The 24,186-nt window shown below is 69.8% G+C and carries 22 protein-coding genes and 1 tRNA gene; 10 read left to right on the forward strand and 13 right to left on the reverse strand.

Annotated features, from left to right (window positions below; all coding sequences use genetic code 11):
* Positions 1 to 84 precede the first annotated feature (84 nt).
* The gene (gene pobA, locus PWS46_RS23950; RefSeq protein ID WP_434624083.1) at positions 85 to 1,284 is read right to left on the reverse strand and encodes a 4-hydroxybenzoate 3-monooxygenase; all 1,200 of its coding nucleotides are present in this window, start codon (positions 1,282 to 1,284) and stop codon (positions 85 to 87) included.
* A 160-nt stretch (positions 1,285 to 1,444) separates the two neighbouring features.
* Between pobA and PWS46_RS23955 the strand changes: the two genes are divergently transcribed.
* The 3 genes from PWS46_RS23955 (at position 1,445) to PWS46_RS23965 (ending at position 4,152) form a co-directional block, all read left to right on the forward strand.
* Entirely contained in the window at positions 1,445 to 2,434 is a 990-nt protein-coding gene (locus tag PWS46_RS23955; protein ID WP_434624085.1) for a helix-turn-helix domain-containing protein, read from the forward strand.
* A 24-nt stretch (positions 2,435 to 2,458) separates the two neighbouring features.
* Positions 2,459 to 3,301 carry a serine O-acetyltransferase gene (gene cysE / locus PWS46_RS23960; protein ID WP_434624087.1) on the forward strand — a complete coding sequence of 281 codons (843 nt, stop codon included), beginning with the start codon at positions 2,459 to 2,461 and terminating at the stop codon, positions 3,299 to 3,301.
* A 101-nt stretch (positions 3,302 to 3,402) separates the two neighbouring features.
* Complete coding sequence (locus PWS46_RS23965) at positions 3,403 to 4,152, forward strand: DUF3750 domain-containing protein (RefSeq protein WP_434624089.1); 750 nt, start codon at positions 3,403 to 3,405, stop codon at positions 4,150 to 4,152.
* Between the two features lie 92 nt (positions 4,153 to 4,244).
* Here PWS46_RS23965 and PWS46_RS23970 read toward each other — a convergent pair.
* From PWS46_RS23970 to hisG, 11 genes are all read right to left on the reverse strand, one after another.
* Positions 4,245 to 4,320: transfer RNA gene (locus PWS46_RS23970), tRNA-Phe, on the reverse strand.
* A 118-nt stretch (positions 4,321 to 4,438) separates the two neighbouring features.
* Positions 4,439 to 4,642 carry a DNA gyrase inhibitor YacG gene (locus PWS46_RS23975; protein ID WP_434624091.1) on the reverse strand — a complete coding sequence of 68 codons (204 nt, stop codon included), beginning with the start codon at positions 4,640 to 4,642 and terminating at the stop codon, positions 4,439 to 4,441.
* A gap of 28 nt (positions 4,643 to 4,670) precedes the next feature.
* Complete coding sequence (locus PWS46_RS23980) at positions 4,671 to 5,918, reverse strand: ribonuclease E/G (RefSeq protein ID WP_434624093.1); 1,248 nt, start codon at positions 5,916 to 5,918, stop codon at positions 4,671 to 4,673.
* Positions 5,915 to 6,538, reverse strand: coding sequence for a Maf family protein (locus PWS46_RS23985; protein WP_434624095.1), 624 nt, complete (start codon positions 6,536 to 6,538; stop codon positions 5,915 to 5,917). Before PWS46_RS23985 ends, PWS46_RS23980 begins: the two co-directional genes overlap by 4 nt.
* Before the next feature lie 25 nt (positions 6,539 to 6,563).
* Positions 6,564 to 6,782, reverse strand: coding sequence for a translation initiation factor IF-1 (gene infA / locus PWS46_RS23990; RefSeq protein ID WP_012977999.1), 219 nt, complete (start codon positions 6,780 to 6,782; stop codon positions 6,564 to 6,566).
* A 157-nt stretch (positions 6,783 to 6,939) separates the two neighbouring features.
* Complete coding sequence (locus PWS46_RS23995) at positions 6,940 to 8,064, reverse strand: lytic transglycosylase domain-containing protein (RefSeq protein ID WP_434624097.1); 1,125 nt, start codon at positions 8,062 to 8,064, stop codon at positions 6,940 to 6,942.
* A gap of 67 nt (positions 8,065 to 8,131) precedes the next feature.
* Complete coding sequence (locus PWS46_RS24000) at positions 8,132 to 10,483, reverse strand: ATP-binding protein (RefSeq protein WP_434624099.1); 2,352 nt, start codon at positions 10,481 to 10,483, stop codon at positions 8,132 to 8,134.
* A 187-nt stretch (positions 10,484 to 10,670) separates the two neighbouring features.
* Positions 10,671 to 11,144, reverse strand: a complete 474-nt coding sequence (locus PWS46_RS24005) for a low molecular weight phosphatase family protein (RefSeq protein WP_085092230.1) — start codon at positions 11,142 to 11,144, stop codon at positions 10,671 to 10,673.
* A 16-nt stretch (positions 11,145 to 11,160) separates the two neighbouring features.
* Positions 11,161 to 11,643, reverse strand: a complete 483-nt coding sequence (locus tag PWS46_RS24010; protein WP_085092229.1) for a UPF0262 family protein — start codon at positions 11,641 to 11,643, stop codon at positions 11,161 to 11,163.
* Positions 11,644 to 11,680: 37 nt separating this feature from the next.
* Positions 11,681 to 12,985 (reverse strand): histidinol dehydrogenase, encoded by a 1,305-nt coding sequence (gene hisD, locus PWS46_RS24015; RefSeq protein ID WP_434624102.1) that lies wholly within the window; start codon positions 12,983 to 12,985, stop codon positions 11,681 to 11,683.
* Positions 12,969 to 13,646: an ATP phosphoribosyltransferase gene (hisG, locus tag PWS46_RS24020; protein WP_109073237.1), complete on the reverse strand. Its 678-nt coding sequence runs from the start codon at positions 13,644 to 13,646 to the stop codon at positions 12,969 to 12,971. The genes hisD and hisG overlap by 17 nt, the downstream gene beginning before the upstream one ends.
* Positions 13,647 to 14,209: 563 nt before the next feature.
* Here hisG and PWS46_RS24025 point away from each other — a divergent pair.
* The 4 genes from PWS46_RS24025 to PWS46_RS24040 all read left to right on the forward strand — a co-directional run bounded on the left by PWS46_RS24025 (position 14,210) and on the right by PWS46_RS24040 (position 17,164).
* Entirely contained in the window at positions 14,210 to 14,407 is a 198-nt protein-coding gene (locus PWS46_RS24025) for a hypothetical protein (RefSeq protein WP_014189751.1), read from the forward strand.
* Positions 14,408 to 14,618: 211 nt separating this feature from the next.
* Positions 14,619 to 15,671 (forward strand): methionine ABC transporter ATP-binding protein, encoded by a 1,053-nt coding sequence (locus PWS46_RS24030; RefSeq protein WP_434624398.1) that lies wholly within the window; start codon positions 14,619 to 14,621, stop codon positions 15,669 to 15,671.
* Positions 15,649 to 16,317: a methionine ABC transporter permease gene (locus tag PWS46_RS24035; protein ID WP_434624104.1), complete on the forward strand. Its 669-nt coding sequence runs from the start codon at positions 15,649 to 15,651 to the stop codon at positions 16,315 to 16,317. The genes PWS46_RS24030 and PWS46_RS24035 overlap by 23 nt, the downstream gene beginning before the upstream one ends.
* Before the next feature lie 40 nt (positions 16,318 to 16,357).
* Positions 16,358 to 17,164: a MetQ/NlpA family ABC transporter substrate-binding protein gene (locus PWS46_RS24040; RefSeq protein WP_434624106.1), complete on the forward strand. Its 807-nt coding sequence runs from the start codon at positions 16,358 to 16,360 to the stop codon at positions 17,162 to 17,164.
* Here PWS46_RS24040 and PWS46_RS24045 read toward each other — a convergent pair.
* Entirely contained in the window at positions 17,136 to 20,900 is a 3,765-nt protein-coding gene (locus PWS46_RS24045; RefSeq protein ID WP_434624108.1) for a tetratricopeptide repeat protein, read from the reverse strand. The two genes, PWS46_RS24040 and PWS46_RS24045, sit on opposite strands and share 29 nt — an antisense overlap.
* 210 nt (positions 20,901 to 21,110) lie before the next feature.
* Here PWS46_RS24045 and PWS46_RS24050 point away from each other — a divergent pair, with 210 nt between their 5' ends.
* Genes PWS46_RS24050 through PWS46_RS24060 form a run of 3 tightly spaced genes read left to right on the forward strand, consistent with a single transcriptional unit; the run spans position 21,111 to position 24,182 of the window.
* The gene (locus PWS46_RS24050; protein ID WP_434624110.1) at positions 21,111 to 21,506 is read left to right on the forward strand and encodes a response regulator; all 396 of its coding nucleotides are present in this window, start codon (positions 21,111 to 21,113) and stop codon (positions 21,504 to 21,506) included.
* A gap of 11 nt (positions 21,507 to 21,517) precedes the next feature.
* Positions 21,518 to 22,150, forward strand: coding sequence for a chemotaxis protein CheC (locus PWS46_RS24055; protein WP_434624112.1), 633 nt, complete (start codon positions 21,518 to 21,520; stop codon positions 22,148 to 22,150).
* 40 nt (positions 22,151 to 22,190) lie between these two features.
* On the forward strand, positions 22,191 to 24,182 hold the full coding sequence (locus PWS46_RS24060; protein ID WP_434624114.1) for a methyl-accepting chemotaxis protein: 1,992 nt from the start codon (positions 22,191 to 22,193) through the stop codon (positions 24,180 to 24,182).
* The last annotated feature ends 4 nt before the right edge of the window (positions 24,183 to 24,186 follow it).

The raw sequence follows: 24,186 nt of genomic DNA on the forward strand, positions 1-24,186 counted from the left end.
TTAAAAGCACTTGCACTGGGAACTCTGGATCCCCGCCTTCGCGGGGATGACGGTGGAGAGTCGTTTCCAGAAGCTCGCAGTCTCTCACTCCATCGGCAGCCCCACGTAATTCTCCGCCAGCGCCGTCATGGCGGCGCGGGAGTGGACCAGATAGTCCAGCTCGGCCAGATGCACGCGCTGCTCGAAGGGCGACTCCGCATCGTTCCGGTGCAGCATGGTGGTCATGGACCAGGAGAAGCGCTCCGCCTTCCAGATCCGGCGCAGGCAGGTGGCGCTGTAGCCGTCCAGCCCCGCGGTCGTGCCGGATTTGTAATAGGCGGTCAGGGCGCGCGACAGCACCACCACATCGGCGACCGCGAGGTTCAGGCCCTTGGCGCCGGTCGGCGGCACGATGTGGGCGGCGTCGCCGGCGATGAACAGCCGGCCATGCTGCATCGGGTCGCAGACGAAGCTGCGCATGGCGATGATGCCCTTCTGGAAGACCGGCCCCTCGGTCAGCGTCCAGCCGTTCCCGTCCTCCAACCGGCGGTGCAGTTCGGACCAGATGCGGTCGTCGGACCAGTTGGCGATGTCGTCCTTGGGATCGACCTGGATGTAGAGCCGCTGTACCTCCGGCGAGCGGGTGCTGAGCAGGGCGAAGCCGCGCTCGTGGTTGGCGTAGATCAGTTCGGGATGCGACGGCGGCGCCTCGGTCAGGATGCCGAGCCAGCCGAAGGGATAGACCATCTGGTATTCGGTGCGCATGGCGGCGGGGATCGCCTGCCGGCTCGGCCCGTGGAAGCCGTCGCAGCCGGCGACGAAGTCGCAGCGCAGCTCCTCCGGTGGGCCATCCGCGCCACGGCGGAACCGCACGCGCGGCGCCTTGCCGTCGAGGTCGTGGAACTGCACGTCGGACACGCCGAACAGGATGGAGCCGCCATCCTCCAGACGGGCGGAAACGAGGTCGCGGATCACCTCGTGCTGGGCATAGACGGTGACGCGCTTGCCGCCGGTCAGTTCGGCCATGTCGATGTGGTGGCTGCGGCGGTCGAAGCGCAGCGTGATGCCGGAATGGAAATGGGCCTCGCGCATCATGCGCCCGCCCAACCCCATGTCGTTCATCAGGTCGACCACCCATTGCTCCAGCACGCCGGCGCGGATGGTGCCCTTGATCTCCTCGCGGCTGCGGTGCTCCAGGATCACCGACTCGATGCCCTGGCGGTGCAGCAGATGGGACAGGAACAGGCCGGCCGGGCCGGCGCCGACGATGGCGACCTGGGTGCGTGTGGACTTCGTGGGGTGCATGTCTCTCGCCCTCCTGAAGGACATGGGCAGGCGCGCTTTTGCTGATTGTTGTGCGATCCAATCATTTGCACTCATGCTATTCCCGGAAGCGGAGGGCCGGACATAGACGAACCGGCGAAAGACTTGTACTTTTCATCGCAAGCCTGCCGGAGCCCGTGCGATGTCCGCCCACGCTGCCCATTCTGGCCACAGCGCCGAACCCATTCCCCGCTATTGGCTGTACGGTGAACCGCCGGCGATGCCGGAGCTGCGCTTCGTCCACATCGAGACGATTCCGGAGCGGATGCGCTTGTACAATTGGGAGGTCCGTCCCCACCGCCACGACGGGCTGAGCCATGCCCTGCTGGTCACGGACGGCGGCGGACGGCTGACCGCCGACGGGGTGGAGGTGGCCTTCCGCGCCCCGGCGCTGATCACCGTGCCGGCGCAGGTGGTGCATGGCTTCCGCTTCGATCCCGGCACCGACGGCCATGTGCTGACCATGTCGGAGGGGTTCCTGGCCGGTGTGTTGGCCGCCGCGCCGGAGGTTGAACTGCGCGAGGCGCCGGCCCTGCCGATGGCCTGGGATCTGGATGCCGGATCGGATGCGGCAGCGGCGCTCGACCGCTGTTTCGCCGAAATCAGGCGGGAGTTCCGCGCCCACCATGTCGGCCGGGCCAGCGTCATTTCGGCGCAGGTGATGCTTCTGCTGGTCGCCGTCGCGCGGCTGGCGGCCGACAGGCGGCGGGACGAGGCCGGGCGCGACGGGCAGGGACTGTCACCCGATCTGCGGCTGCTCGCCCGGCTGCGGCCGATGATCGACGAGCGGTTCAGCCGGCATTGGCCGGTGGAGCGCTATGCCGCCGCGCTGGGCGTCACCCCCGGCCGACTGAATGCCGCCTGCCGCCGGGTCACCGGCCTGTCGACCCTGCAGTTGGTCCATGCCCGGCTGATGCTGGAGGCCCGCCGCTCGCTGATCTACACCAGCCACGGCATGGCGGAGATCGGCTATGCCCTGGGCTTCGAGGACCCGGCCTATTTCTCGCGCTTCTTCACCAAGCGCGAGGGGCGGTCGCCGCAGGCCTTCCGCCGGGCGCATGGCGACGGCGGAACGGGAGGCAGCCTTGACGGCAACGGCCTTGACCGGACCGGGGGCGGCTCACCACAGTAACAGCCTTGTTTTCGGAAGAGGGTGATGGCGATGGACAGCCTGGACGTCACGATGCGGGAGGCGGCCGAGACGGTCGAACAGTCGCTGTGGCGCCGCCTGCGCGCCGACGCCGCCCGCGTGGCGGAGGAGGAAAGCGGCCTCGCCCCCTTCCTGTATGACGCGGTGCTGGCGCGCGACGGCTTCGGCCCGGCGCTGGCCGCCCTGCTGGTGCGCAAGCTGGCCGACCGCGCCATGCCGGAGGACCGGCTGGCCGCCGTGGTGCGCGACGCGATGGACTCCGACCCGGCCATCGTCGAGGCCGCCGCCGCCGACCTTGCCGCCATCCTGGCGCGCGACCCGGCCGCCGACGGCTGTCTGACGCCTTTCCTCTATTTCAAGGGCTTCCACGCCCTGCAATGGCATCGCGTCGCCAACTGGCTGTGGAAAGGCCAGCGGCACGACCTCGCGCATTTCCTGCAAAGCCGGGTGTCGGAGGCCTTCGCCGTCGACATCCACCCGGCGGTGCCGGTCGGGCGCGGCGTGTTCATCGACCATGGCACCGGCGTGGTGATCGGCGAGACGGCGGTGATCGGCAACGACGTGTCGATCCTGCAGAACGTCACGCTGGGCGGCACCGGCAAGGAGCATGGCGACCGTCATCCCAAGGTGCGCGACGGCGTGCTGCTGTCGGCCGGGGCCAAGGTGCTGGGCAACATCACCATCGGCGCCCATGCCAAGGTCGGCGCCGGCAGCGTCGTGCTGAAGGATGTCCCAGGGTGCGCCACCGTTGCCGGCGTGCCCGCCAAGGTCGTCGGCTGGTGCCGCGACGAGCCGGCGCCGGCGCTGACCATGGACCAGAGCCTGCAGCAGGGCGATTACAGCATCTGAGCGGCCGTCCCTTTTACGCTGTCCCTCCGCTGTCACCGGAAATCCGCCCTCTCAGTGACTACATGGAAGGCCGGCGGTAATAGGGCGTGAGGGCCGTGAGGGTGCTGCTGGCATTTCTGTTGACGCTGGTCCTGCTGCTGGCCGGGCCGGTGTTCCTGCTTGCCTCCGGAACGGTGCCGACGGCCGTCGACTGGAGCCGCATAGACCGCAGCCCGGTCGGCCTCGCCCCCGACGCGGCAACGACGCCGGAAGCGGTGGTCCAGGTCTATGCCGCCCGCGTGCTGTCCTGGCGCGGCGCCTTCGGCGTGCATCCCTGGTTCGCGGTGAAGCCGGCCGGCGCCCGCAGCTATACGGTCTATGAGGTGATCGGCTGGCGCGCCTACCGCGGCCTGTCGGTGGTCTCCGTCAGCCACCGTGACCCCGACGGTCGCTGGTTCGGCGCCCAGCCCATCCTGTTGGGCGAGCTGCGCGGCCCTGCCGCCGAAGCCGCCATCCCCAAGATCGCCGAGGCAGCATCCAGCTATCCCTATGCCGGCGAGTACCGCGTCTGGCCCGGCCCCAACAGCAACACCTTCGCCGCCTGGGTCGCCCGCGCCGTACCGGAGCTGCGGCTCGACCTGCCATCGACCGCGCTGGGCAAGGATTACCTGGGGCGTGGGGTGTTCGCGCGGGCACCGAGCGGCACCGGCTGGCAGATCAGCCTGTTCGGCGTCGCCGGCCTGCTGCTGGCGTGGGAGGAGGGGCTGGAGGTGAATCTGCTGGGGCTGACATTGGGGATCGACCCGTTGGACCTTGCAGTGAAACTGCCGGGGATCGGAAGAGTGGGGTGGTCGGAGTCCGAGCCGCTTTGAGAGCAGCGGGAGAGCTTGCAGAGACTTGGGAAGAGTAGGTCAGTTGGCTTGACCGGAACACACCATCCAAACCTTGAACTTCGAAGGGAGGATGGTGCCCAGGGACGGAGTCGAACCGCCGACACGGGGATTTTCAGTCCCCTGCTCTACCAACTGAGCTACCTGGGCATCTCGGCGCCGCTTGGTGGGTGACCGTTTCGGTCGGTGCGGCGCGTCGTGTGGGGCGCTTTTTAGAGAGGTTCGGACGGGCTGTCCAGAGGAAAATTCAAAAAAATTCAGACCCGTCTCACAGCGCCTCATCGGGCTCGGATCCACCGGGCGCGGCGGGGGTTTCCGGGCTCTCGATGCGGTAGACGCCACCCAGCCAGCGCGACAGATCCACGTCGGCGCAGCGCTTGGAACAGAAGGGGCGGGTGGCCGGTTCGGTCGGCCGGCCGCAGATCGGGCAGTTGGTGCCTGTCTTGGCGCCAAGGGTTTGGGGATCGGACAAGGAAGGCCTCCGTAACGGATAACAGCGGTCAGGGCCGCAGCAGGGCTGCCAATGGCGTGCCGCGGCGGGCGCGGGTCAGTTCGACCAGGCCCAGTTTGGACATGCCGTAAACTTGGGTCTGCACCGGGTCGCTTTCCACCGCCTGCGACAGGGCGGCCAACACGCGCTCGGCATCGCCGCGGCTGCGCATGTTGACGAAATCCACCACCACGATGCCGCCGACATTGCGCAGGCGAAGCTGGCGGCCGATCTCCGCCGCGGCGTCGAGGTTGACGTCCAGCGGGTTGCCGCGCTCCCCGGCGTTCACGTCGACCACCGTCAATGCCTCCGTGCGCTCGATCACCAGCGAACCGCCGAGCGGCAGAGGAACCCGGACGTCGAGAAGCTCGGCAATCGCGGAGTCGAGGTCGCGCAGGTCGAACAGGCGCTGGGCGTCCCCATGGGCGTCCTTATGGACGCTGAGGCGCGGCAGCAGGTCGGGGGCATGGCGGTCGCACCAGTTGCGCAATCCCGACAGCAGCGGCCCGTCGCCCATCCTGATCCCGCCGGCCGAGGCCTGGTCGTCGACCAGGATGGCGGCGGGCGCGGCGGCTCCCTGCTCGATCAGGGCGCGGGTGGGAGCGTCGGGGCCGGGATGCAGCAGGCGGGGGGCGGAGCCGGCGCGGGCGTCGTCGCGGATGGCGCGCCATTGCAGGTGCAGTGCTTCCGATTCGGCGGCCAGCAGATCGTCGGAGACCTGGGCGGCGCCGGCGCGCACGATCCAGCCGGCGCCGGTGGCGAGCTGTTCGATGCGGCGGGCCAGCGCGGCACGCTCCGGACCGGTGCCGAGGCGCTTCGACACCGCGATGTCGCGGCCGAGCGGCGCGTGCACCAGGAAACGGCCGGGCAGGGTGATGTCCATCGTCAGCGACGGACCCTTCGACCCGACGGCGTCGGCCTTCACCTGCACCAACACCGGCTGGCCTGTGCGCAGCAGCGCGCCGATGGGGGCCGGCTTGGCGCCCGGCCGGTTCGGGCGTGGTTGCGGAGAATCGTCGTCGAGGACGGGGCGGCGCACGTCGGCGGCCGGCAGCAGGCCGGACAGGCCATTCCCGAGGTCGACGAAGGCGCCGTTCAGGCCGGTGGCGATGCGCTCCACCCGGCCCAGGATGATGGCGCCGAGCAGCGACGGGCGGCCGGCATGGTCGATGTGCAGATCGGTCAGGCGGCCGTCGGTCAGCACCGCCGCCCGCGTCAGCGGGCCGTCGCGGTCGACCAGCAGCTCAAGCCTGCTCATTGTTCAGGAGATGTCGGGGGAGGAAGCGGGTAGCCGGCGCCATGCAGCATGCCGGCAACTTCGTGCAGGGACAGACCGACGACGTTGCTGTAGGAGCCGCCGATCCAGCGTACCAGCGCCCCCGCCCGGCCCTGGATGGCATAGCCGCCGGCCTTGCCCTTCCATTCGCCGGACGCGATGTAGGCGTTGGTTTCCGCCCGGTCGAGCACCTTGAAGGTGACGTCTGTGCGGACCAGCCGGTCGATTCGGCGATGGCCTTCCGTCCCTGGAATCAGCAGGACGATGCCGCCGATCACCCGGTGCCGCCGGCCGGACAGCAGGGACAGGCAGCGTCGCGCCTCCTCCTCCCGTTCGGCCTTGGGCAGGATGCGGCGGCCGCAGGCCACCACGGTGTCGGCGGCGAGAATCCACGAATCGGGATGGCGCGCGGCGACGCACGACGCCTTCTCCGCCGCCAGACGCAGGGCGTGCTGGGGCGGGAGTTCGTCGCGCAACGGCGTTTCGTCGAGATCGGCGGGATCGACCGCGTCGGGCACGATGCCGATCTGGCGCAGCAGGTCGAGCCGGCGGGGCGAGGCCGAAGCCAGCACCAGCCGGGGCGCCTTGGACGGGATCGTCACGGGGAACCGCGATGCAGCAAGGATGCTACTTGAACCGGAAGGTGATGCGGCCCTTGGTCAGGTCGTACGGCGTCATTTCCACATTGACGCGGTCGCCCGCCAGGACGCGAATCCGGTTCTTACGCATCTTGCCGGAGGTGTGCGCCAGAACCTCGTGATCGTTGTCGAGCTTCACCCGGAACATCGCGTTCGGAAGCAATTCGACGACGGTCCCGGAAAACTCGATCAGATCTTCCTTTGCCATAGGCCCTTATGTCCGTCCTAAAAGTTTCGCGGCAATAACTGACCTTCCAAGGCCGCCGGGTCAAGGGGGATTCCCACCGCCGATGCGTTCGGCCGCAGCCATCCGCGCGGGGCAGCCCCGCGTTGTGTGGCGAAAATACCCTGTAACCCCTGCCGCGTCAGACCGACTGATAGGGGTTGAGCGGCGATGCGCCGCCTTCTTCCAGGCGGCGGGGCTGTTCCAGCGCCTTGCCGATTGCCGCGAACATCTCGCGCTGGTCGATCTCCATGCGGCGGGTCAGGCGGCCCACCGTTTCCGCCGCGGTCAGGGCGCGGCCGGTGGAGCGGTCGTGGAACAGGTTGTGATTCGCCTTCGCCGCGCTGGGCAACAGGTCGGCGGCGACGGCGCCGGGGCTCGATTCGGCGGCGCGAATCAGCTTCGCCGCCCCGCCGGAGCCCAGAACATAGGCCATGCGGCTTTCCGATTCGCTGGCCGGCCGGCCCAGCCGCTTCTCCAGCGCCTCCCGCCCCTCGGACAGATAGCGGGCGGCCATGCCGGCCGACAGGTCGACGTCGTGGCGCAGTTCCAGGATCTGGCGGCGGATCGCCGGATCCTTGACGCTGGACACGCCGTTGCGGACCTGGATGTGCGAAGCCAGCTCACCCTGGCCATAGGCGGCGCCATGGCGGCGGAACAGGTCGAGCCATGTCGATTCGAGGAACTGGAACGGGCCGGCGGCGGAGCTGTGCCTGTTCTTGGCGCCGGGGTCCAGGCCGCTTTCCTGGGTGGCCTGGGCTAGGATCGCGGTGAAGTTGTGGCCCGACAGGCCGGCGACCTGCTGCGAGGCGACCAGCACCCGCGTGGCGGTCGGATCGTCGGAGTTCACCGCCCTGACCGTCTCCGCCACCTTCTTCGAGCTTGGAGTCGGGCCTTGCGCCGCCGGCACCGCCGGCTTCAGGCCGGGCAGGGGCGCACGCGGTGCCGCGGCCTCGCCGTCCGCCAGCAGGACCGGCGCCTCCGGTTTCACGGCCGGGAGCGGCACCGCCGTGCCGTCGGCCAGACGGATGGGGGTGACCGGTTTGGCCGCCGGGAAGGGAACCTGGGTGCCGTCGGCCAGCAGGATCGGAGCCGGCGGCTTGGCGGCCGGCAGGGGCGGCGCCTTCTGGCCGTTCTGGAGCCTGCCGGACGTATTGGTCTGGACCAGCGCGTCACGGAAGGACAAGGCGCCGCTATCGGCCAGCGACGGGGGACTGTCGGGCTTGCGCTCCGGTACGGGGGCGAGAGGGGGCTGCGCAACCTTCATGGCACACACTTCACTGCAGACCGGCCGAGCCTGCCGGGACGGGTGCTGCCACTATAGCACCGACTCGTCAGCTGTGTGCGATCAACTGCGGACGCGGGGAGTCATCCTGTCCATCCTCCGGCGGTTCATCATCCGCCGATCCATGATCCGCGTGCCCGACGCGAACCCAGCGGCCGATCGCGGCCAGCAGCTTGGTCTTCTCCAGCGGCTTGGCCAGATGGGCGTTCATGCCCGCCTGCAAGCAGCGCTCAACCTCCACCTGCAGGACGCCGGCAGACAGGGCCAGGATCGGAATGCGGCCCACCGGGCCGGGCAGGGCACGGATGCGGCGGGTGGCTTCCAGCCCGTCCATCACCGGCATCTGCACGTCCATCAGCACGAGGTCGTAGGTCTGTTCCTGCACCGCGGCGACCGCGGCGGCGCCGTCGTCCACGGCATCGACATGGTGGCCGGCCTTGGTCAGCATGGTCACCGCCAGATCGCGGTTCATCGCCAGATCCTCGGCCAGCAGGATGCGGGCGCCGGGGCTGCCGGGCTCGCTTCCGGCCATGGGGGCACCGTCGCGCTGGATCGCGGCGCTGCCGGCGGGCAGCAGCGGCAGCGAGAACCAGAAGGTGCTGCCGCTGCCGGGCTGGCTTTCCATGCCGATCTCGCCGCCCATCAACTCCACCAGCCGGCGGCAGATGGCCAGTCCCAGGCCGGTGCCGCCGCGCCCGCGCTCCAGCTGGGTGAAGCGCTGGAACAGGTCGCGTTGCCGTTCGGGCGCGATGCCGATCCCGGTGTCGGTGACGGTGAAGGTGCAGACGCGGCCGCCGCCGCCCTTGCCGCTGCTGCCGCTGTCGTCGACAGCCTTGACCGTCAGCCGGACCGAGCCGCGGTCGGTGAACTTCACCGCGTTGCTCAGCAGGTTCAGCAGGATCTGGCGCAGCCGGTCGGGGTCGCCCATGACGAAGCCGCGGGCGGTGGCGGAAATGCTGGTCTGCAGATCCAGCCCCTTCTGTTCGGCGGCCAGACGGACGATGGCGACGCAGCGGTCGGCCAGATCGTCCAGCCGGAAGGGCACGCTGACCAGATCGAGCCGCCCCGCCTCCAGCTTCGACAGGTCGAGCACGTCGTTGATGACGGTCAGCAGCGACCGCCCGGCATCGCGCACCTGCGAGGCATAGCGCCGCTGCTCGGCCGTCAGCGGGGTTTCCAGCAGCATCTCCGCGAATCCGATCACGCCGTTCATCGGCGTGCGGATCTCGTGGCTCATGGTGGCGAGGAATTCCTCCTTGGCGCGGCTGCCGGCCCGCGCCTCCTCCATGGCGGAGCGCAGCTCCTGCTCGCGCTGCTTCAGGCGGCGCGACATGTTGTTGAAGGCGTGGGAGACGACGCGGAATTCATGGGGGGCGCGTTCCGCCTCGATCACGGTGCCGCCGCCGCCATCGCCGATCCGGGTGGCCGCGCTGCCCAATTCCCACACCCAGCGCAGGACGGAGGCGCGCAGCAGGACCCACAGCGCGGTGACGCTGACCAGCGCCGCGATGCCCAGCAGCCCCAGGCTCTGCCACAGGTCGCGCCGCGCCTCCGCGATGATCGGGCCGGTCGGCATGCCGACGGCGAAGATCGTGTCGGTCTCGTCGGAATGGCGGAAGGCCCACAGCCGGTCGCGCCCGTCAGCGCTTTCGGAATCCAGGAAGCCGTCCCGCTCCTTCAGCATCTGCTGGACATGCCGCAGCTGGCCGACATTGCGGTTCAGCCAGCCTTCCGGATCGGGCTGCCGGGCGACGATCACGCCGTTGTGGTCCAGCACCATCACGCGGGCGTCCGGCTGCTTCAGCACCTTCACCAGATCGGTCAGCCAGGTCAGGTCGACGGCGACGCCCATCACGCGGACGATCCGGCCATCCTCGATGATCGGGCTGGCGACGATGATCAGCGGCTTCAGCGAGCGCTTGCCGATGATGAAATCGCTGACCACCCAGCTTTTGGTGTCGAGGACCCGCTGGAAATATTCGCGTTCGCGCAGCGAGATGCCGGCGCCCGGGCCGGTGGTGTCGCAGATGATGTTGCCGTCGGCGTCGGTCAGCCAGACGCCGGTGGTCCAGCGGTGCTGGCGCGGCATCGGCGCCAGGGTGGCGACGCAGGCGTCGGTGTCGGTCGGCGTGGCGTTGCGGATCGCCGGCACCAGCGACAGCACACCCAGCAGGTTGCGCGCCTCGCCGATCAGGTCATGCTGGCGCTGCACCCCGTCGTCGGCCAGATGCAGGGCCAGTTCACGCGCGGCGCCGATATGGTCGTCGAGCTGCTGGTCGGCGAGATAGAGCGCGCCAACCAGCGGCAGCGCCAGCGAGGCCAGCACCACGCCCATCAGGCGCGCGCGCAGGCTGCGCGGGCTGAAGGCGCGGAGCAGGCGGGGCATCGGACCGGCGGGCATGGATGGACGGCTCTCCGCACGAATGTTCGTCGACGCTTCCGAGCCTAAGGCGGCGCGCGACGCGTTGCGATGACACAGCTCAATAACATTGGCGGGGATGCACTGTGAACCGCCCGCAGCGCAAAAAGTTGAAGAATGCCAAAATTATTACCGACCATGCCGTGTGTGGCGGCAGGCCGGCAGGCTCTCAGACCGTCGGCCCGCGGGTCAGGGGGAAGCGCTGCTTCACCTTGGCCAGCAGGCCGTCGCGGACCTGCCGGTAGGCTTCCAGCATGGCGTCGCGGGTGCCGTCGACCAGGGTCGGGTCGAAGGTGTTCCAGAACTCCACGTCGCAGGCCATGGTGCGCGTCATCTCGATGGCACGGTGCTGCGCCTCGGGCGACAGCGAGACGATCAGGTCGAAGTTGGTGTCTTCCAGATCCTCGAAGGTGCGGCAGCGGTGCTTGGACAGGTCGATGCCGATCTCCTCCATCACCGCGACGGCGAAGGGATCGACCTCGTCGCCCTCGCGGACGCCGACCGAATCCACATAGACGCGGGTGCCGTGATAATGGCGCATCATCGCCGCCGCCATCGGCGAACGGATCATGTTGTAGGTACAGGCGAACAATACGCTCGTGACCGGCAGGGATGTGAGGACCGGGGTCGCCGCCATGGCCATGCGCCGCCCGTGCCCGTCAGCCGCGAATGTGCAGAACGCAGATCAGCGTGAACAGCCGGCGCGCGGTCTGCAGGTCCATCTCCACCTTGCCGGCCAGACGTTCGCGCAGCATCTCGGACCCCTCGTTGTGCAGGCCGCGGCGGCCCATGTCGATGGCCTCGATCTGCGAGGGCGTCGACCGCTTGATGGCGGCGTAATAGCTCTCGCAGATCAGGAAATAGTCCCGCACGATCGAGCGGAATCCGGTGATCGGCAGCATCAGCCGGTCGAGCACGCTGTCGTCCTCGCGCCGGATGTCGAAGACCAGCCGGTTGTCCTCGATCGACAGGTGCAGGTGGTACGGCCCGTCCTCCGCGAAGTCGCAGGGGCAGAACTCGTTGTCCTCCAGCAGGTCGAAGATGGCGACGGCGCGCTCATGCTCGACCTCCGGCTTGTGGCGGACGACACTCCGCTCGTCGAGCGTCACATGGGTGATGCGCCGCTTGCTTTTGGTCGTCACGCCCCGCCTCCCCCGCTGTCGTTAGTCTTTATAGAACTTAGTCTTTATAGTTTGGCAGCCGCTGGGCGACGGAGCGCGCATGCGCCTCCAGCCCCTCGGCCATCGCCAGCGTCACCGCCGCCGGGCCGATGGCCCGCAGGCTGTCGGCGTCGCAGGCGACGAAGGTCGTCCGCTTCATGAAGTCCAGCACGTTGAGGCCGGAGGAGAAGCGGGCGCTGCGCGCCGTCGGCAGCACATGGTTGGGACCTGCGACGTAATCGCCGATGGCCTCCGGCGTGTAGCGGCCGAGGAAGATGGCGCCGGCATTGCGGATCTTCGCCGCCAGCGCGTCCGGATCCTCGACGGCCAGTTCCAGATGCTCCGGCGCCAGCCGGTCGACCAGGGCCGGCGAATCGGCCGTCAGGTCGCCGACCAGCACGATGGCGCCATGCTCGCGCCAGCTTTCGCCGGCAATCGCGGTGCGCGGCAGGGTTTCCAGATGCTTCTCCACCGCCGCCGCGACCGCGTCGGCGAAGGCGGCATCGTCGGTGATCAGGATCGACTGGGCCGAGGTGTCGTGTTCGGCCTGCGACAGCAGGTCCATGGCGATCCAGGCCGGATCGTTCTTTCCATCGGCGACCACCAGGATTTCCGACGGGCCGGCGATGCTGTCGATGCCGACGAGGCCGTAGACCTGCCGCTTGGCGGCGGCGACGAAGGCGTTGCCGGGGCCGACGATCTTGTCGACCGGCCGGATCGTCGCCGTGCCGTGGGCCAGGGCCGCGACCGCCTGGGCGCCGCCGATGCGGTAGATCTCGTCGATGCCGCAGCGCTTGGCGGCGGCCAGCACCAGCGGATTGATCGCCCCGTCCGGCGTCGGCACCACCATGACGACGCGCTCGACACCCGCGACCTTGGCGGGCAGGGCGTTCATCAGCACCGACGACGGGTAGGAGGCCGTGCCGCCCGGCACATAGAGGCCGACGGCGCCGACCGGCGTCCAGCGCGCCCCCAGCCGCACCCCGGCGGCGTCGCGGTAGTCGGTGACCTCCGGGATCTGGCGGCGGTGGAACTCCTCGATCCGCGCGGCGGCGAGGTCCAGCGCCTCCAGCGTCTCGGTCGAGCATTTGGCGGTGGCGGCGTCGATCTCGTCCCGGCCGATGCGCAGGGTGTCGGCCGTCAGGGTCTGGCGGTCCCAGCGGGCGGTGTAGTCGATGAGCGCGGCGTCGCCGCGCGTGCGCACCTGCTCGATGACGCCGGCGACCAGCGTCTGGACATCCTCGCTGGCCTCGCGCTTGGCGTGCAGCAGCGCCTCGAACCCGGCGGCGAAGTCCGCGTCGCGAATATCAAGCCTGACGGGCATTCACCGCCTCCCGGAACTTGTCGATCCACTGAGAAATCTCGGCCGTCCGCGTCTTGAAGGCCGCGCGGTTGACGATCAGCCGCGAGGTGACGTCGGCGATATGCTCCACCTCCACCAGTCCGTTGGCCTTCAGCGTCGAACCGGTGGAGACCAGATCGACGATGCGGCGGCACAGGCCCAGCGTCGGCGCCAGTTCCATCGCGCCGTTCAGCTTGACGCATTCGGCCTGGACGCCGCGCGCGGCGAAGTGACGCTTGGTCACCTCCGGATATTTGGTGGCGACCCGCACATGGCTCCAGCGCGACGGATCGTCGCCCTCCATCATCTCCACCGGTTCGGCGACCGACAGGCGGCAGGCGCCGATGCCGAGGTCGAGCGGGGCGTAGATCTCCGGATAGTCGAACTCCATCAGCACGTCGTTGCCCGCCACGCCCAGATGGGCGGCGCCGAAGGCGACGAAGGTCGCCACGTCGAAGGAGCGGACGCGGATGATGCTGAGGTTCGGCACATTGGTGGCGAAGCGCAGAAGCCGGCTCTTGTCGTCGTCGAAGGCCGGCTCCGGATGGATGCCGGCATGGGACAGCAGCGGGCGCAGCTCCTTCAGGATACGGCCCTTGGGCAGGGCCAGCACCAGCTGGTCGTCAACCGGTGTGGCCGTCATCGCGGCGGCAGTCACCCCTTGGGCGCTGGGATCGGCGGACAAAACACTCTCCTCGCATCGCTCGCCGGGGCGATGTGCATGCCCCGGATGAACCATCGACGCGATAGATAGCACATTCCACGCGCCCGTCACCTGTCGCTGTCGCGCCGCATCAATTCAACGGCGAAAATCCGTGCAACTTTTTATTTCACACAAATCTCAGAATTGCGGTTGACAATACTCCATGGAATAGATAGATAAATATCCATCGGACGCCCCGCCGGGGCATCCCGCGGCAATTTGACTTTGCAGCTTGCGCCGCGTCACCAAACGCTAAAGCGCCACGATACCGGTCGTGGACCTCTTCAAGAAGGAGAGACCGGAATGACATCGCGAGTTTCCACTCCCCCATCCGTGCTTCGGACCATCTCCCCGGCCTGCATGATGCGTTCGGGCCTGTGTTGCCGCTGACCTCGCGGCCCAGAAACACAGCGCCCATCCCGCACATCCGCCAGTCCTGAACGCATTTGCGCCGTCCGCCCCGTACCCATCGTGGGCCGGCCGCGCCGGGGGAATCCTTCGCCATGTCCCACGCCAACGCCTATGCCATCGAAGTCCAGGGCCGCTCCGCCGGCATCGTCGTCGCCGAACGCGGCGGCTTCACCTTCTTCGTGTCCGATTGGGCATTCCGCGATCTCGACCGCCGCGTCTTCCGCAATGTCGGACAGGCGCAACGCGCCGCTCACCAGCATCTGAACCGCCTGCCCGACCGCCGGCGCTGAGTTCAGGTGGGGTACATTCCATCTGCGCGGACCGCATGGAAGCCAGACCGGTGCGGCGGAACCATACCGCTGTATTGCCGGACCGAACTGCGGCACTTTGGGGCTCCGCGATTTCGACCATGACCAGAATGCGCCGGGCCCGGCCTTGCCCCTGCTCTCCCGTAGAGCGGGGCAGGGCAGGAAAACTCCGCAAGCCAGACTTCGAAGAATGATGATAACGCTAACAAACATTCACAAGACCTACCCGGCCCGCGGCGGCGGCGCTTCGGTCCAGGCTCTGGCCGATGTCGACATCACGGTCGGCCGCGGCGAGATCTTCGGCATCATCGGCCGGTCCGGTGCCGGGAAATCCACCCTGCTGCGGACGGTCAACCTGCTGGAAAGCCCGAGTTCCGGCAGCGTCATGGTGGACGGGGTGGAGATGACCGCCCTGTCGGCGGCGGAGCTGCGCCGGGCGCGGCATTCCATCGGCATGATCTTCCAGCATTTCAACCTGCTGTCCTCGCGCACCGTCTTCGACAATGTGGCGCTGCCGCTGGAACTGGCCGGCACGCCGCGTGCGGAGATCCGCAAGGCGGTGGAGCCGCTGCTCGACCTCGTCGGGCTGGCCGACAAGCGCGACCGCTACCCGGCGGAGCTGTCGGGCGGGCAGAAGCAGCGCGTCGGCATCGCCCGCGCGCTCGCCAGCAAGCCGAAGGTCCTGCTGTCGGACGAGGCGACCTCCGCCCTCGATCCGGAGACGACGACCCAGATCCTGCATCTGCTGGCCGACATCAACCGGCGGCTGGGGCTGACCATCGTCCTCATCACCCACGAGATCGCCGTCATCAAGGAGATCTGCCACAAGGTGGCGGTGATGGAGGGCGGCCGGGTGATCGAGCAAGGGCCGGTCTTCGACATCTTCGCCCACCCGAAGCACCCGACCACCCGCAGCTTCGTCGATCCCGTCATCAACCGCGGCATCCCCGACAGCCTGCGCGACCGGCTGTCGCCCCGGCCCGGCTTGGGGAGCAACCCGGTGCTGCGCATCACCTTCACCGGCGAGAAGGCGACCACCCCGGTCATCAGCGCCATCAGCCGCCGGCTGGATCTGGACCTGAACATCTGGCACGGCCAGATCGACGAGATCCAGGGCGCGCCCTTCGGCACGCTGGTGGTGGAGGCGCTGGGCGACGCGGCGAAGGTCGAGGCCGCCATGGCGCTGGTGAAAGAGAACAATCTGGGTGTCGAGGTGTTGGGCCATGCTCTCCCCGCAAATCATTGACCTGCTGATCAAGGGGCTGCTCGACACGCTGCACATGGTGGCGGTGTCGGGCGCCATCGGGACGCTGATCGGGCTGCCGATCGGCGTGCTGCTGGCCGTCACCGGCCGGGGCGAGCTGCTGCAGAACTTCGCCTTCAACAAGGTGATGGGGGCGGTGGTCAACATGACCCGATCCACCCCCTTCATCATCCTGGTGGTGGCGATCATCCCCTTCACCCGGCTGATCGCCGGCACCTCCATCGGCACCACCGCCGCCATCGTGCCGCTGACCGTCGCCGCCGCCCCCTTCATCGCCCGCGTCGTCGAGAACGCGGTGCGCGAGGTGGACCGCGGGCTGGTCGAGGCGGCGCAGGCGATGGGCGCCACGCCCTTCCAGATCATCCGCAAGGTGCTGCTGCCGGAAGCCCTGCCGGGCATCGTCGCCGGCCTCACCCTGTCGGCGGTCAGCCTCGTCGGCTATTCGGCCATGGTGGGCGCGGTCGGCGGCGGCGGGCTTGGCGACCTCGGCATCCGCTACGGCTATCAGCGCTTCCTGCCGGAGGTGATGCTGGCGGTGGTGATCGTGCTGATCGTGCTGGTGCAGATCGTCCAATCGACGGGCGACTGGATCGCCCGCCGCGTCAACAAACGCAATCTGAAATCCTGATCCCGAAATCCTGAACCAAGAAACCCGAGGAGTGTTCGAGATGCTGCGCTTCCGTTCGCTGGCTTCGCTGCTGGCCGGTGCCGCCACCCTGGCCGTCGCCTTCGGTGCGACTCTCAATCCTGTGGCCGCCGAAACCATCAAGGTCGGCGTCACTGCCGGTCCGCACGCCCAGATCCTGGAGGCGGTGAAGCCCATCGCCGCCAAGGACGGGCTGGACATCCAGATCATCGAGTTCACCGACTACGTCATCCCGAACCAGGCGCTGGCCGGCGGCGATCTGGACGCCAACAGCTTCCAGCACCAGCCCTATCTGGACAATCAGGTGAAGGACCGCGGCTTCGATCTGGTCAGCGTCGGCAAGACGGTGGTCTACCCGATCGGCATCTATTCCAAGAAGGTCAAGAGCCTGGACGAGCTGCAGTCCGGGGCCAAGGTCGCCATCCCCAACGATCCGACCAACGGCGGCCGCGTCCTGCTGCTGCTGCAGGCCAAGGGTTTGATCAAGCTGAAGGACGGCGGCAATCTGAAGGCCTCGCCGATCGACATCGTCGAGAATCCGAAGAAGCTGGAGATCGTCGAGCTGGACGCCGCCCAGCTTCCGCGCTCGCTGGATGACGTGACCGTCGCCGCCATCAACACCAACTTCGCGCTGGAGGCCGGCATCGATCCGGTCAAGGACGCCATTGCCCGCGAAGCGGCGGACAGCCCCTATGCCAACGTTATCGCCGTCCGCAAGGCCGACAAGGACAAGCCCTGGGTCGCCAAGCTGGTGAAGTCCTACCAGAGCCCGGAGGTGAAGGAGTTCATCCTCACCAAGTTCAAGAACGCCGTGGTTCCGGCATTCTGAGTGCGTTGAGAGCACGCCCGGCGGCGCCCAGCGCGTCGCCGAGCGTTTCTCCCGGTCGCGGCCCGAACAGCCGCATCGACGGATACCAGGGCCGGCAGCCGGTGCCGAGCGCCGTCCAGTCCCCCGCCGGCCCGATCCGCCACACCGGAACGCCGAGCGCCCCGGCCATCTCCGCCACCGATGTGCCGGCGGAGATCACCAGATCCAGCGCCGCCGTCAGGGCCGCCGCGCCGTCGAGATCGTTCTTCAGATCCAGCGGCGGACGGTGGATGGCGATGCCGAAGCGCTGTTCGGCGTCGGCGAGTTCGGCTTCGCACTCGTCGTATTGCAGGTTGACCAGACGCAGGCCGGGCAGGGTGAGGATCGGCGCCCAGTCGGCCAGCGGGGCGTAGTTGGCATCGCGGAGCGTGCTGCGAAGGCTGCTGCGCCAGCAAAGGCCGATGGTTAGGGCGGAGTTAGACCCCCACCTAACCTCCCCCGCTGGGCGGGGGAGGGACTGCCGCCGAACGCCGACAAAGCTCCTATCCCCTCCCCCGCCCAGCGGGGGAGGGTCAGGGAGGGGGCAATGGTTTGTCGAAAGACCACCCACCCACCCCCGCCACCACTTCACCGCCGCCCCGTCCGCCCGCAGCCACCCACCCCGCGCCGGAAAGCCGCCCAATCCCCAGCCCAGCAGCAAGGGCAGCGACCCCGCCGGGACGTGGCAGTCGGCGTCCACCGGATCCGCCGTCGCCGCGCGGACCACCGCCTGCGGGAAGGAGCGCGCGAACAGGTCCACCAGCCGCGGCTCGCATTCCAGGATCACGCGGCCGGCGCGTGCGATCAGGTCGGCGTAGCAGGCGCTGAACATCAGTTCGTCGCCCACCCCCTGCTCCCGCCAGACCAGCACCGTACGTCCCGCCAACTCGCCGCCGTCCCAGGCGGGAATGCGGAAACGGCGGTCGGGCAGTGCCTGCCCGGCGGCGAAGCGCGCCTCCAGCCCGGCCCAGCCCTCGGCGATCTCCCCCCGCGCCAGCGCCGCATAGCCACGGTTGAAGGCGGCGAGCGTCAGGGTCGGGTCGTCCTCCACCGCCCGGCGATAGGCCGCGTCCGCCTCGGCGGGACGGCCGGCGGCGTGCAGGGCATTGCCGAGATTGTAGCGCCAGTCGGCCCGCGCCGGCTCCAGCGCCAGGGCGCGGCCCCAACCCTTCAGCGCGGCGTCGAGCCGGCCCTGCCGCTGCCGCAGGTCCGCCAGCCCGGCCCAGCCGGCGCCGGTTCCGGGGGCGAACAGGATCACCCGCCACCAGGCCAGCCCGGCAGCGGTGCCGTCGCCCGCCCGCTCCAGCGCCAGTGCGAGATTGCCGAGCGTGCCGAGGTCGCCGGGACGGCCCTGCAGCGCCAGCCGCAGATGCGCCACCGCCTCGGCGGGACGGTCGAGCGCCAGGGCCGCCAGTCCCATGTTGCTGGTCGCCGCCGGGTCACCGGGACGCAGGCGCAAGGCCCGGCCGGCGGCACGTTCCGCCGCGGCGGCATGGTCGGAGTCACGCAAGGCATCGGCCGACAGGGCGGTCCAGGCCTCCACCAAAGCCGGATCGAGGGCGAGCGCCCGCCGAAAGAAGGGCAGCCCGTCCTTGCCCATCGTCTGCCGCGCCAGCCCGGCATTGGCCCACAGCCCGGCATGGAAGAGGGCGAGGCTGAGGGCCGCGTCGGTCGCCTCCGCCGCCTCGGCCCCCGCGCCGCGGGACAGGCGCAGGGCACCGAGATTGCCGAGCGCCTCGACGTCATCGGGGGCTAGCGTTGCTGCGGCCAGCCAGTCGGCCTCGGCGTCGGCCAGGGCGCCCATTTCCTGATGGGCGAGCGCGCGACGCTTGTGGCGGTCGGCGGTCGGCTCCACCGCGATGGCGCGGGTCAGCAGGGTGGCGGCGATGTCGGGACGGCCGGCCTGATGGCCGAGCAGCGCGTAGCCCTCCAGCGCCGCCGGCACCTCGCCGCCGCCCTCGCTGCCCAGGTCGAGGATGCGCTGATAAGCCTTCTCCGCCTCGGGCCAGAGGCCTGACTCGTGGAGCGCGCGCGCTTCGGCCAGCCACGAGTCAATAGGCGGGGCGGGGACCAGCCGGCGCAGATCCGCCGCCATGCGGACCAGAATGTCGGCCAACCCCTCGCCGGGGCGTGTGCTCCACAGCCGCATCGACGGGAACCACGGGCGCACGCAGCTGCCCAGCGCCGTCCAATCGCCGGCAGGGCCGAAGCGCCAGACCGGCACCCCCAGCGCGCCGGCCATCTCGCCGACCGAACTCGCCACCGTCACCACGAGATCGAGGTTGGCGATCAGCGCGGCGACGCCCTCCAGGTCGTTCTTCAGGTCGGTGTCCGGCCAGCGCAGGATGCGGATGCCCAGCCGCGTTTCGACTTCGGCGATCTCCGCCTCGCGCCCGTCATATTGCAGGGTGACCGGGATCAGGCCGGGCAAGGTCAGCAGCGGCGCCCAATCGGCCAGCGCGGTGTAGGAGGCCTTGCGCTCCCCCAGCATGTTCTGGCTGCCCCAGCAGATGCCGACGCGCAAACCCGGCCCCAATTCCGCCAATCGCTCGGCCCATTCCATTGCGCGCGCCGGATCCGGCGCAAGCCAGGACGGACGCGCCGGAAAATCGGCCAGGGTCGGGCGCAGCAGACGCGGCAGCGATCCCATCGGCAGATGGGCCTCGGCGTCGGTCGGGTCGGTCGTCTCCGCCCGCACCGTGACGCCGGGCAGGGCGCGGCTGACCAGCCCGGTCAGGCGGGCATCGACCTCCACCACCAGCGCCGCCGGACCCAGCCTTGCGGCGAGGTCGGGCAGGGCGGTGCCGAACATCAGCTCGTCGCCCAGCCCCTGTTCGCGCCAGACCAGCACGCGCCGGCCGGCCGCGCCGTCCCAGGCCGGCAGGGCGAGGCTGCGCCCGGCGGACACGCGGCGGGAGGCGAAGCGGGCCTCATACTCGTCCCACCCCTCCGCCAGCCGGCCACGGCCGAGCAGCCGCAGGGCGAGGTTCCAGCGCGCCAGCGCGAAGCCGGGGGCATGGACGAGGGCGTTGCGATAGAGCGCCTCCGCCTCCTCGCCGCGCCCCTGCGCCTCGCGCAGCAGGGCGAGGTTCACCATCGTCTCGGCATCGCCGGGGGCGAGGCGCAGCGCTTCCAGATGCGCCGCCTCGGCCTCGCCGGTGCGGCCGGTCTCCTTCAGCACGACGCCGAGGTTGGTCAGGGCGGTGGCATGGCCGGGGTCGAGCTGCAGGGCATGGCGCAGCGCCGCTTCCGCCTCCGCATAGTCATCCTGCGCCCGCAGCAGCGTACCGAGATTGGCCCAGGCCTCGGCATAGCCGGCGTCGAGGTCGAGCGCCCGGCGGTAATGGCTTGCGGCCTCCGCCAGCCGGTCCTGCTCCTGCAGGGCGCTGCCCAGGCTGTTGTGCGCCTCCGCATAGGCCTCGCGCAGGGCGAGCGCCCGGCGGTACTCCGCCTCCGCCTCCGCCAGCCGGCCCAACGCGTGGAGGGCAAGGCCGAGGTTGGCATGCTGTTCCGCCATCTTCGGGCGCCGGGCGATGGCCTGCCCGATCAGGCGGACGGCGTCGGCATCCCGCCCGCGCTGGTGGTGCAGCACGCCCAGCAGATGCAGCGCGTCGGCGTTCGCGCCGTCGGCCGCCAGCATGGCGCGATAGGCGCGCTCCGCCCCGTCCAGATCGCCGGCGCGGTGGTGGGCCAGCGCCTCACGCAGGAGGGCGGCCAATCTGGCGGGGGCTGCGGGTGGCGGCATGAGCGAGGGGTGCCAAAGGATGGAACGGGCCATTTCGATAGCATGAGTCGGCCGGGTGGCGCGCACCCAAAATCCCGAACGCAATTAAGGGGACTGGCGCGCCACTTTTCATCCTGTATACTTGCGCACAATTCGGCCCAGGGCCAACATCGTCGGTCGATATCCATCCAAAGGGCGTATATCTTGAGTAAGACTGCAATCATCGTCGACGACAGCAAGCTTTCGCGCATGCATGTGCGGGCCATGGTCTTGCGCAACAAGCCCGACTGGTCGGTGGTCGAGGCGGCGAACGGCGACGAACTCTTCAGGACGTTGCAGGACACGCCGGTCGATGTCGCGATCATCGACTACAACATGCCCGGCGACAACGGCGTGGACACCGCGGCCAAGCTGCGCAGCAGCCACCCCGGCGTCCACATCGCCATCATCACCGCCAACGCCCAGGACGCGGTGGTCTCGGGCATCCGCGCGGTCGGCGCCGCCTTCATGCCGAAGCCGCTGGAGGAGGAGCAGGTCGTCCGCTTCCTGAACTCCACCGCCCTGCCGCCGCGCTGGCCCACCCAGGCCCCGCAGGAGTGATCGCAGCCCCGATGCTGAGCGAGCTGGAGCGCGATGCGCTGGCCGAACTGGGCAACATCGGCATCGGCCGGGCATCGACGGCGCTCGGCCGCATGCTGGGCGGGCTGGTCACCCTGTCGGTCCCGTCGGTGGAGATGGTGCCGCTGGCCGACGTGGCCGGGCTGCTGGACCGGGCGCTGACGCCGCCGCTGGTGGGCATCTCCGAAACGCTGGGCGGCCTGTTCGCCGGATGCGCCCTGCTGGTCTTCCCCCAGGCCGGCAGCCTGTGCCTGGTGCGCGCCGCCCTGCCGCCCGACGTGCCGGCGGAGGATGTGCCGGAACTGGAGGACGAGGTTCTGGCGGAGCTGGGCAACGTCGTGCTGAACAGCGCGCTGGCCCTGGTCGCCAACCTGCTGGGCGAACCGGTGGAGACCGGCCTGCCGGCAGTGTTCCGCGGCGGTGCGGCGGAGATCCTGCTGGGGTGTTCGGGGACGCCGCCGACCGCGGACGGCGCCGCGGTGCTGTTCCACATCGACCTGCGCACGACCCTGCCGGGCGGCGACGGGGCGGTGGTGGGGGGACGGGTGGTCCTGCTGCTCGACGCCGGCTCCGCCGGGACGCTGCAGGCGACGCTCGGCCGCTATATCGGGCGGCTGGTGGCGTGACGGCAACAAGAAGAACCGGCTGAAAGGGCGGACAAGGACCATGGCACTCATCAAGAAGACCAGGATCGACACGGCGCACACCGCGCGGAGCAAATCCGGCGCCGCCGGCGATCCGGATCGGTCCACCGCCGGACATCAGGCCGCCGGGAACGAAACCGCCACGACCGAAGCGACGCCGTCGGCCGCCACGCCCGGCGCGCCGCAGCGCCGCCGGGCGCGCGCCGATTCGCGCCGCCGGCAGGCCGCCAGCGGCATCGCCGCCGCCGCCACCGAACTGGCGAGCGGCGTCACCCAGGCGGCCTCGGCGGCGGAGGAACTGCGCCGGGCGATGGAGCAGATCGCCGCCGGGGCGGAGGAATCGGCCAGCGCCACCCAGCAGTCCCAGCGCATGATCGGCCGCGCGTCGGAGCTGCTGACCCGGTCGCGCAGCACGGCGGAGCAGGCGGTGCTGCGGGTGGAGGCGCTGCAGGCCACGCTGAAGGACGTCAGCGGCCAGATCCTGTCCTCCATCGACGGCATCGTCCGCGCCGCCGAGCGGCAGGAGGCGTCGGTGCGGCTGGTGCGCGACTTGGAAGTCCGTGCTCAGGAGATCGGCACCATCGTCCAGAGCGTCGCCGCCATCGCCGACCAGACCAACCTGCTGGCGCTGAACGCCGCCATCGAGGCGGCGCGGGCGGGGGAAGCCGGCAAGGGCTTCGCCGTCGTCGCCGACGAGGTGCAGGCGCTGGCGGAGCGGTCGGAACGCAGTGCCAACGACATCCAGGCGATGGTCGCGGAAATCCAGGAGGCGGTGGCCGCCATCGCCGCCGGCATCGTCGCCTCCGCCGACGCCGCCAAGGCGGAGGTGGAGCGCGGGCGCAAGATCGTCCAGCAACTGGAAGGCGTGCGGTCGGACATGTCGACCATCGTGCAGGGAGCGCAGGATACCATCCGCGCCGCGGTGGAGGCCGATCAGGCCGCCCGCGAAGCCCTGCGCGGGGCGGAGACCATCGCCGCCAGCGCCGAGGAACAGTCCGCCGCCGCCGAGGAGGCGCTGCGGACGGCGGGTGAGCAGGCGCTGGCATTGACCCAGAGCCAGCGCGCCGCCGGGCAGCTGTCGGAACTGGCCGAGGATCTGGAGGGCACCGCCGATCTCGCCGCCACCGCCGACGAGCTGGCGTCGGCCGCCGAGGAGCTGTCGGCCGCCATCGAGGAGATCAACCGCGGCGCCGCCCAGATCATGACCGCCATCGGCCAGATCTCCGGCGGGGCGCAGGCCCAGAGCGCCGCCACCCACCAGCTGGCGTCGGCGATCGCGGAGATCGACGCCGCCGCGACGCTGGCCGCGGGCCGGTCGGGCGAGTCGGTCGATCGCTGCACCTCGATGGAAGGTCTGCTGAGCGAAACCCGCGACACCATCGGAAAGCTGGCCGACGGCATGCTGGAGGCGGTGGACTCCTCCCGCCGGGCCGGCGAGCGGCTGGACGCGCTGGAGCGGATCGGCCGGCGCATCGACAAGGTGGTGGACGCCATCGCCACCGTCGCCATCCAGACCGGCATGCTGGCGGTCAGCGGCTCCATCGAAGCGGCGCGGGCGGGGGAGTTCGGCCGCGGCTTCACCGTGGTCAGCGGCGACATCCGCAAGCTGGCCGGCGACAGCGCGGACAGCGCGGAGCGGGTGAAGGACATCGTCCGCGACATCCAGGACCAGATGCTGCGCGTGCGCCGCGACGTGGATGAGGTATCCGCGACGGCGGTGACGGAGATCGCGCGCCACCGCGCCTTCGGCGTCACCCTGACCGCCGGTGCCCAGGAACTGCGGGTGGTCACCGCCGGCGGACGCGAGATCCTGGACGCCGCCAAAGAGACCACCGCCGCCCTGCGCGAGACCCGCGTCGGCGTGGAGCAGGTGGCCGCCGCCGCCGCCGCCGCGAACCTCTCCGGCTCCGAGGCGGCGAAGGCCGCGCGCGAACAGGCGAAGGGGGCCGAGGAGCTGGCGTCGGCGATCGAGGAGATCGCGGCGATGGCCGACAGCCTGCTGGGCGCGGTTTGACCGC

It is taken from the genome of Azospirillum sp. B2RO_4, from assembly GCF_051124815.1.
Taxonomy (GTDB): Bacteria; Pseudomonadota; Alphaproteobacteria; order Azospirillales; family Azospirillaceae; genus Azospirillum.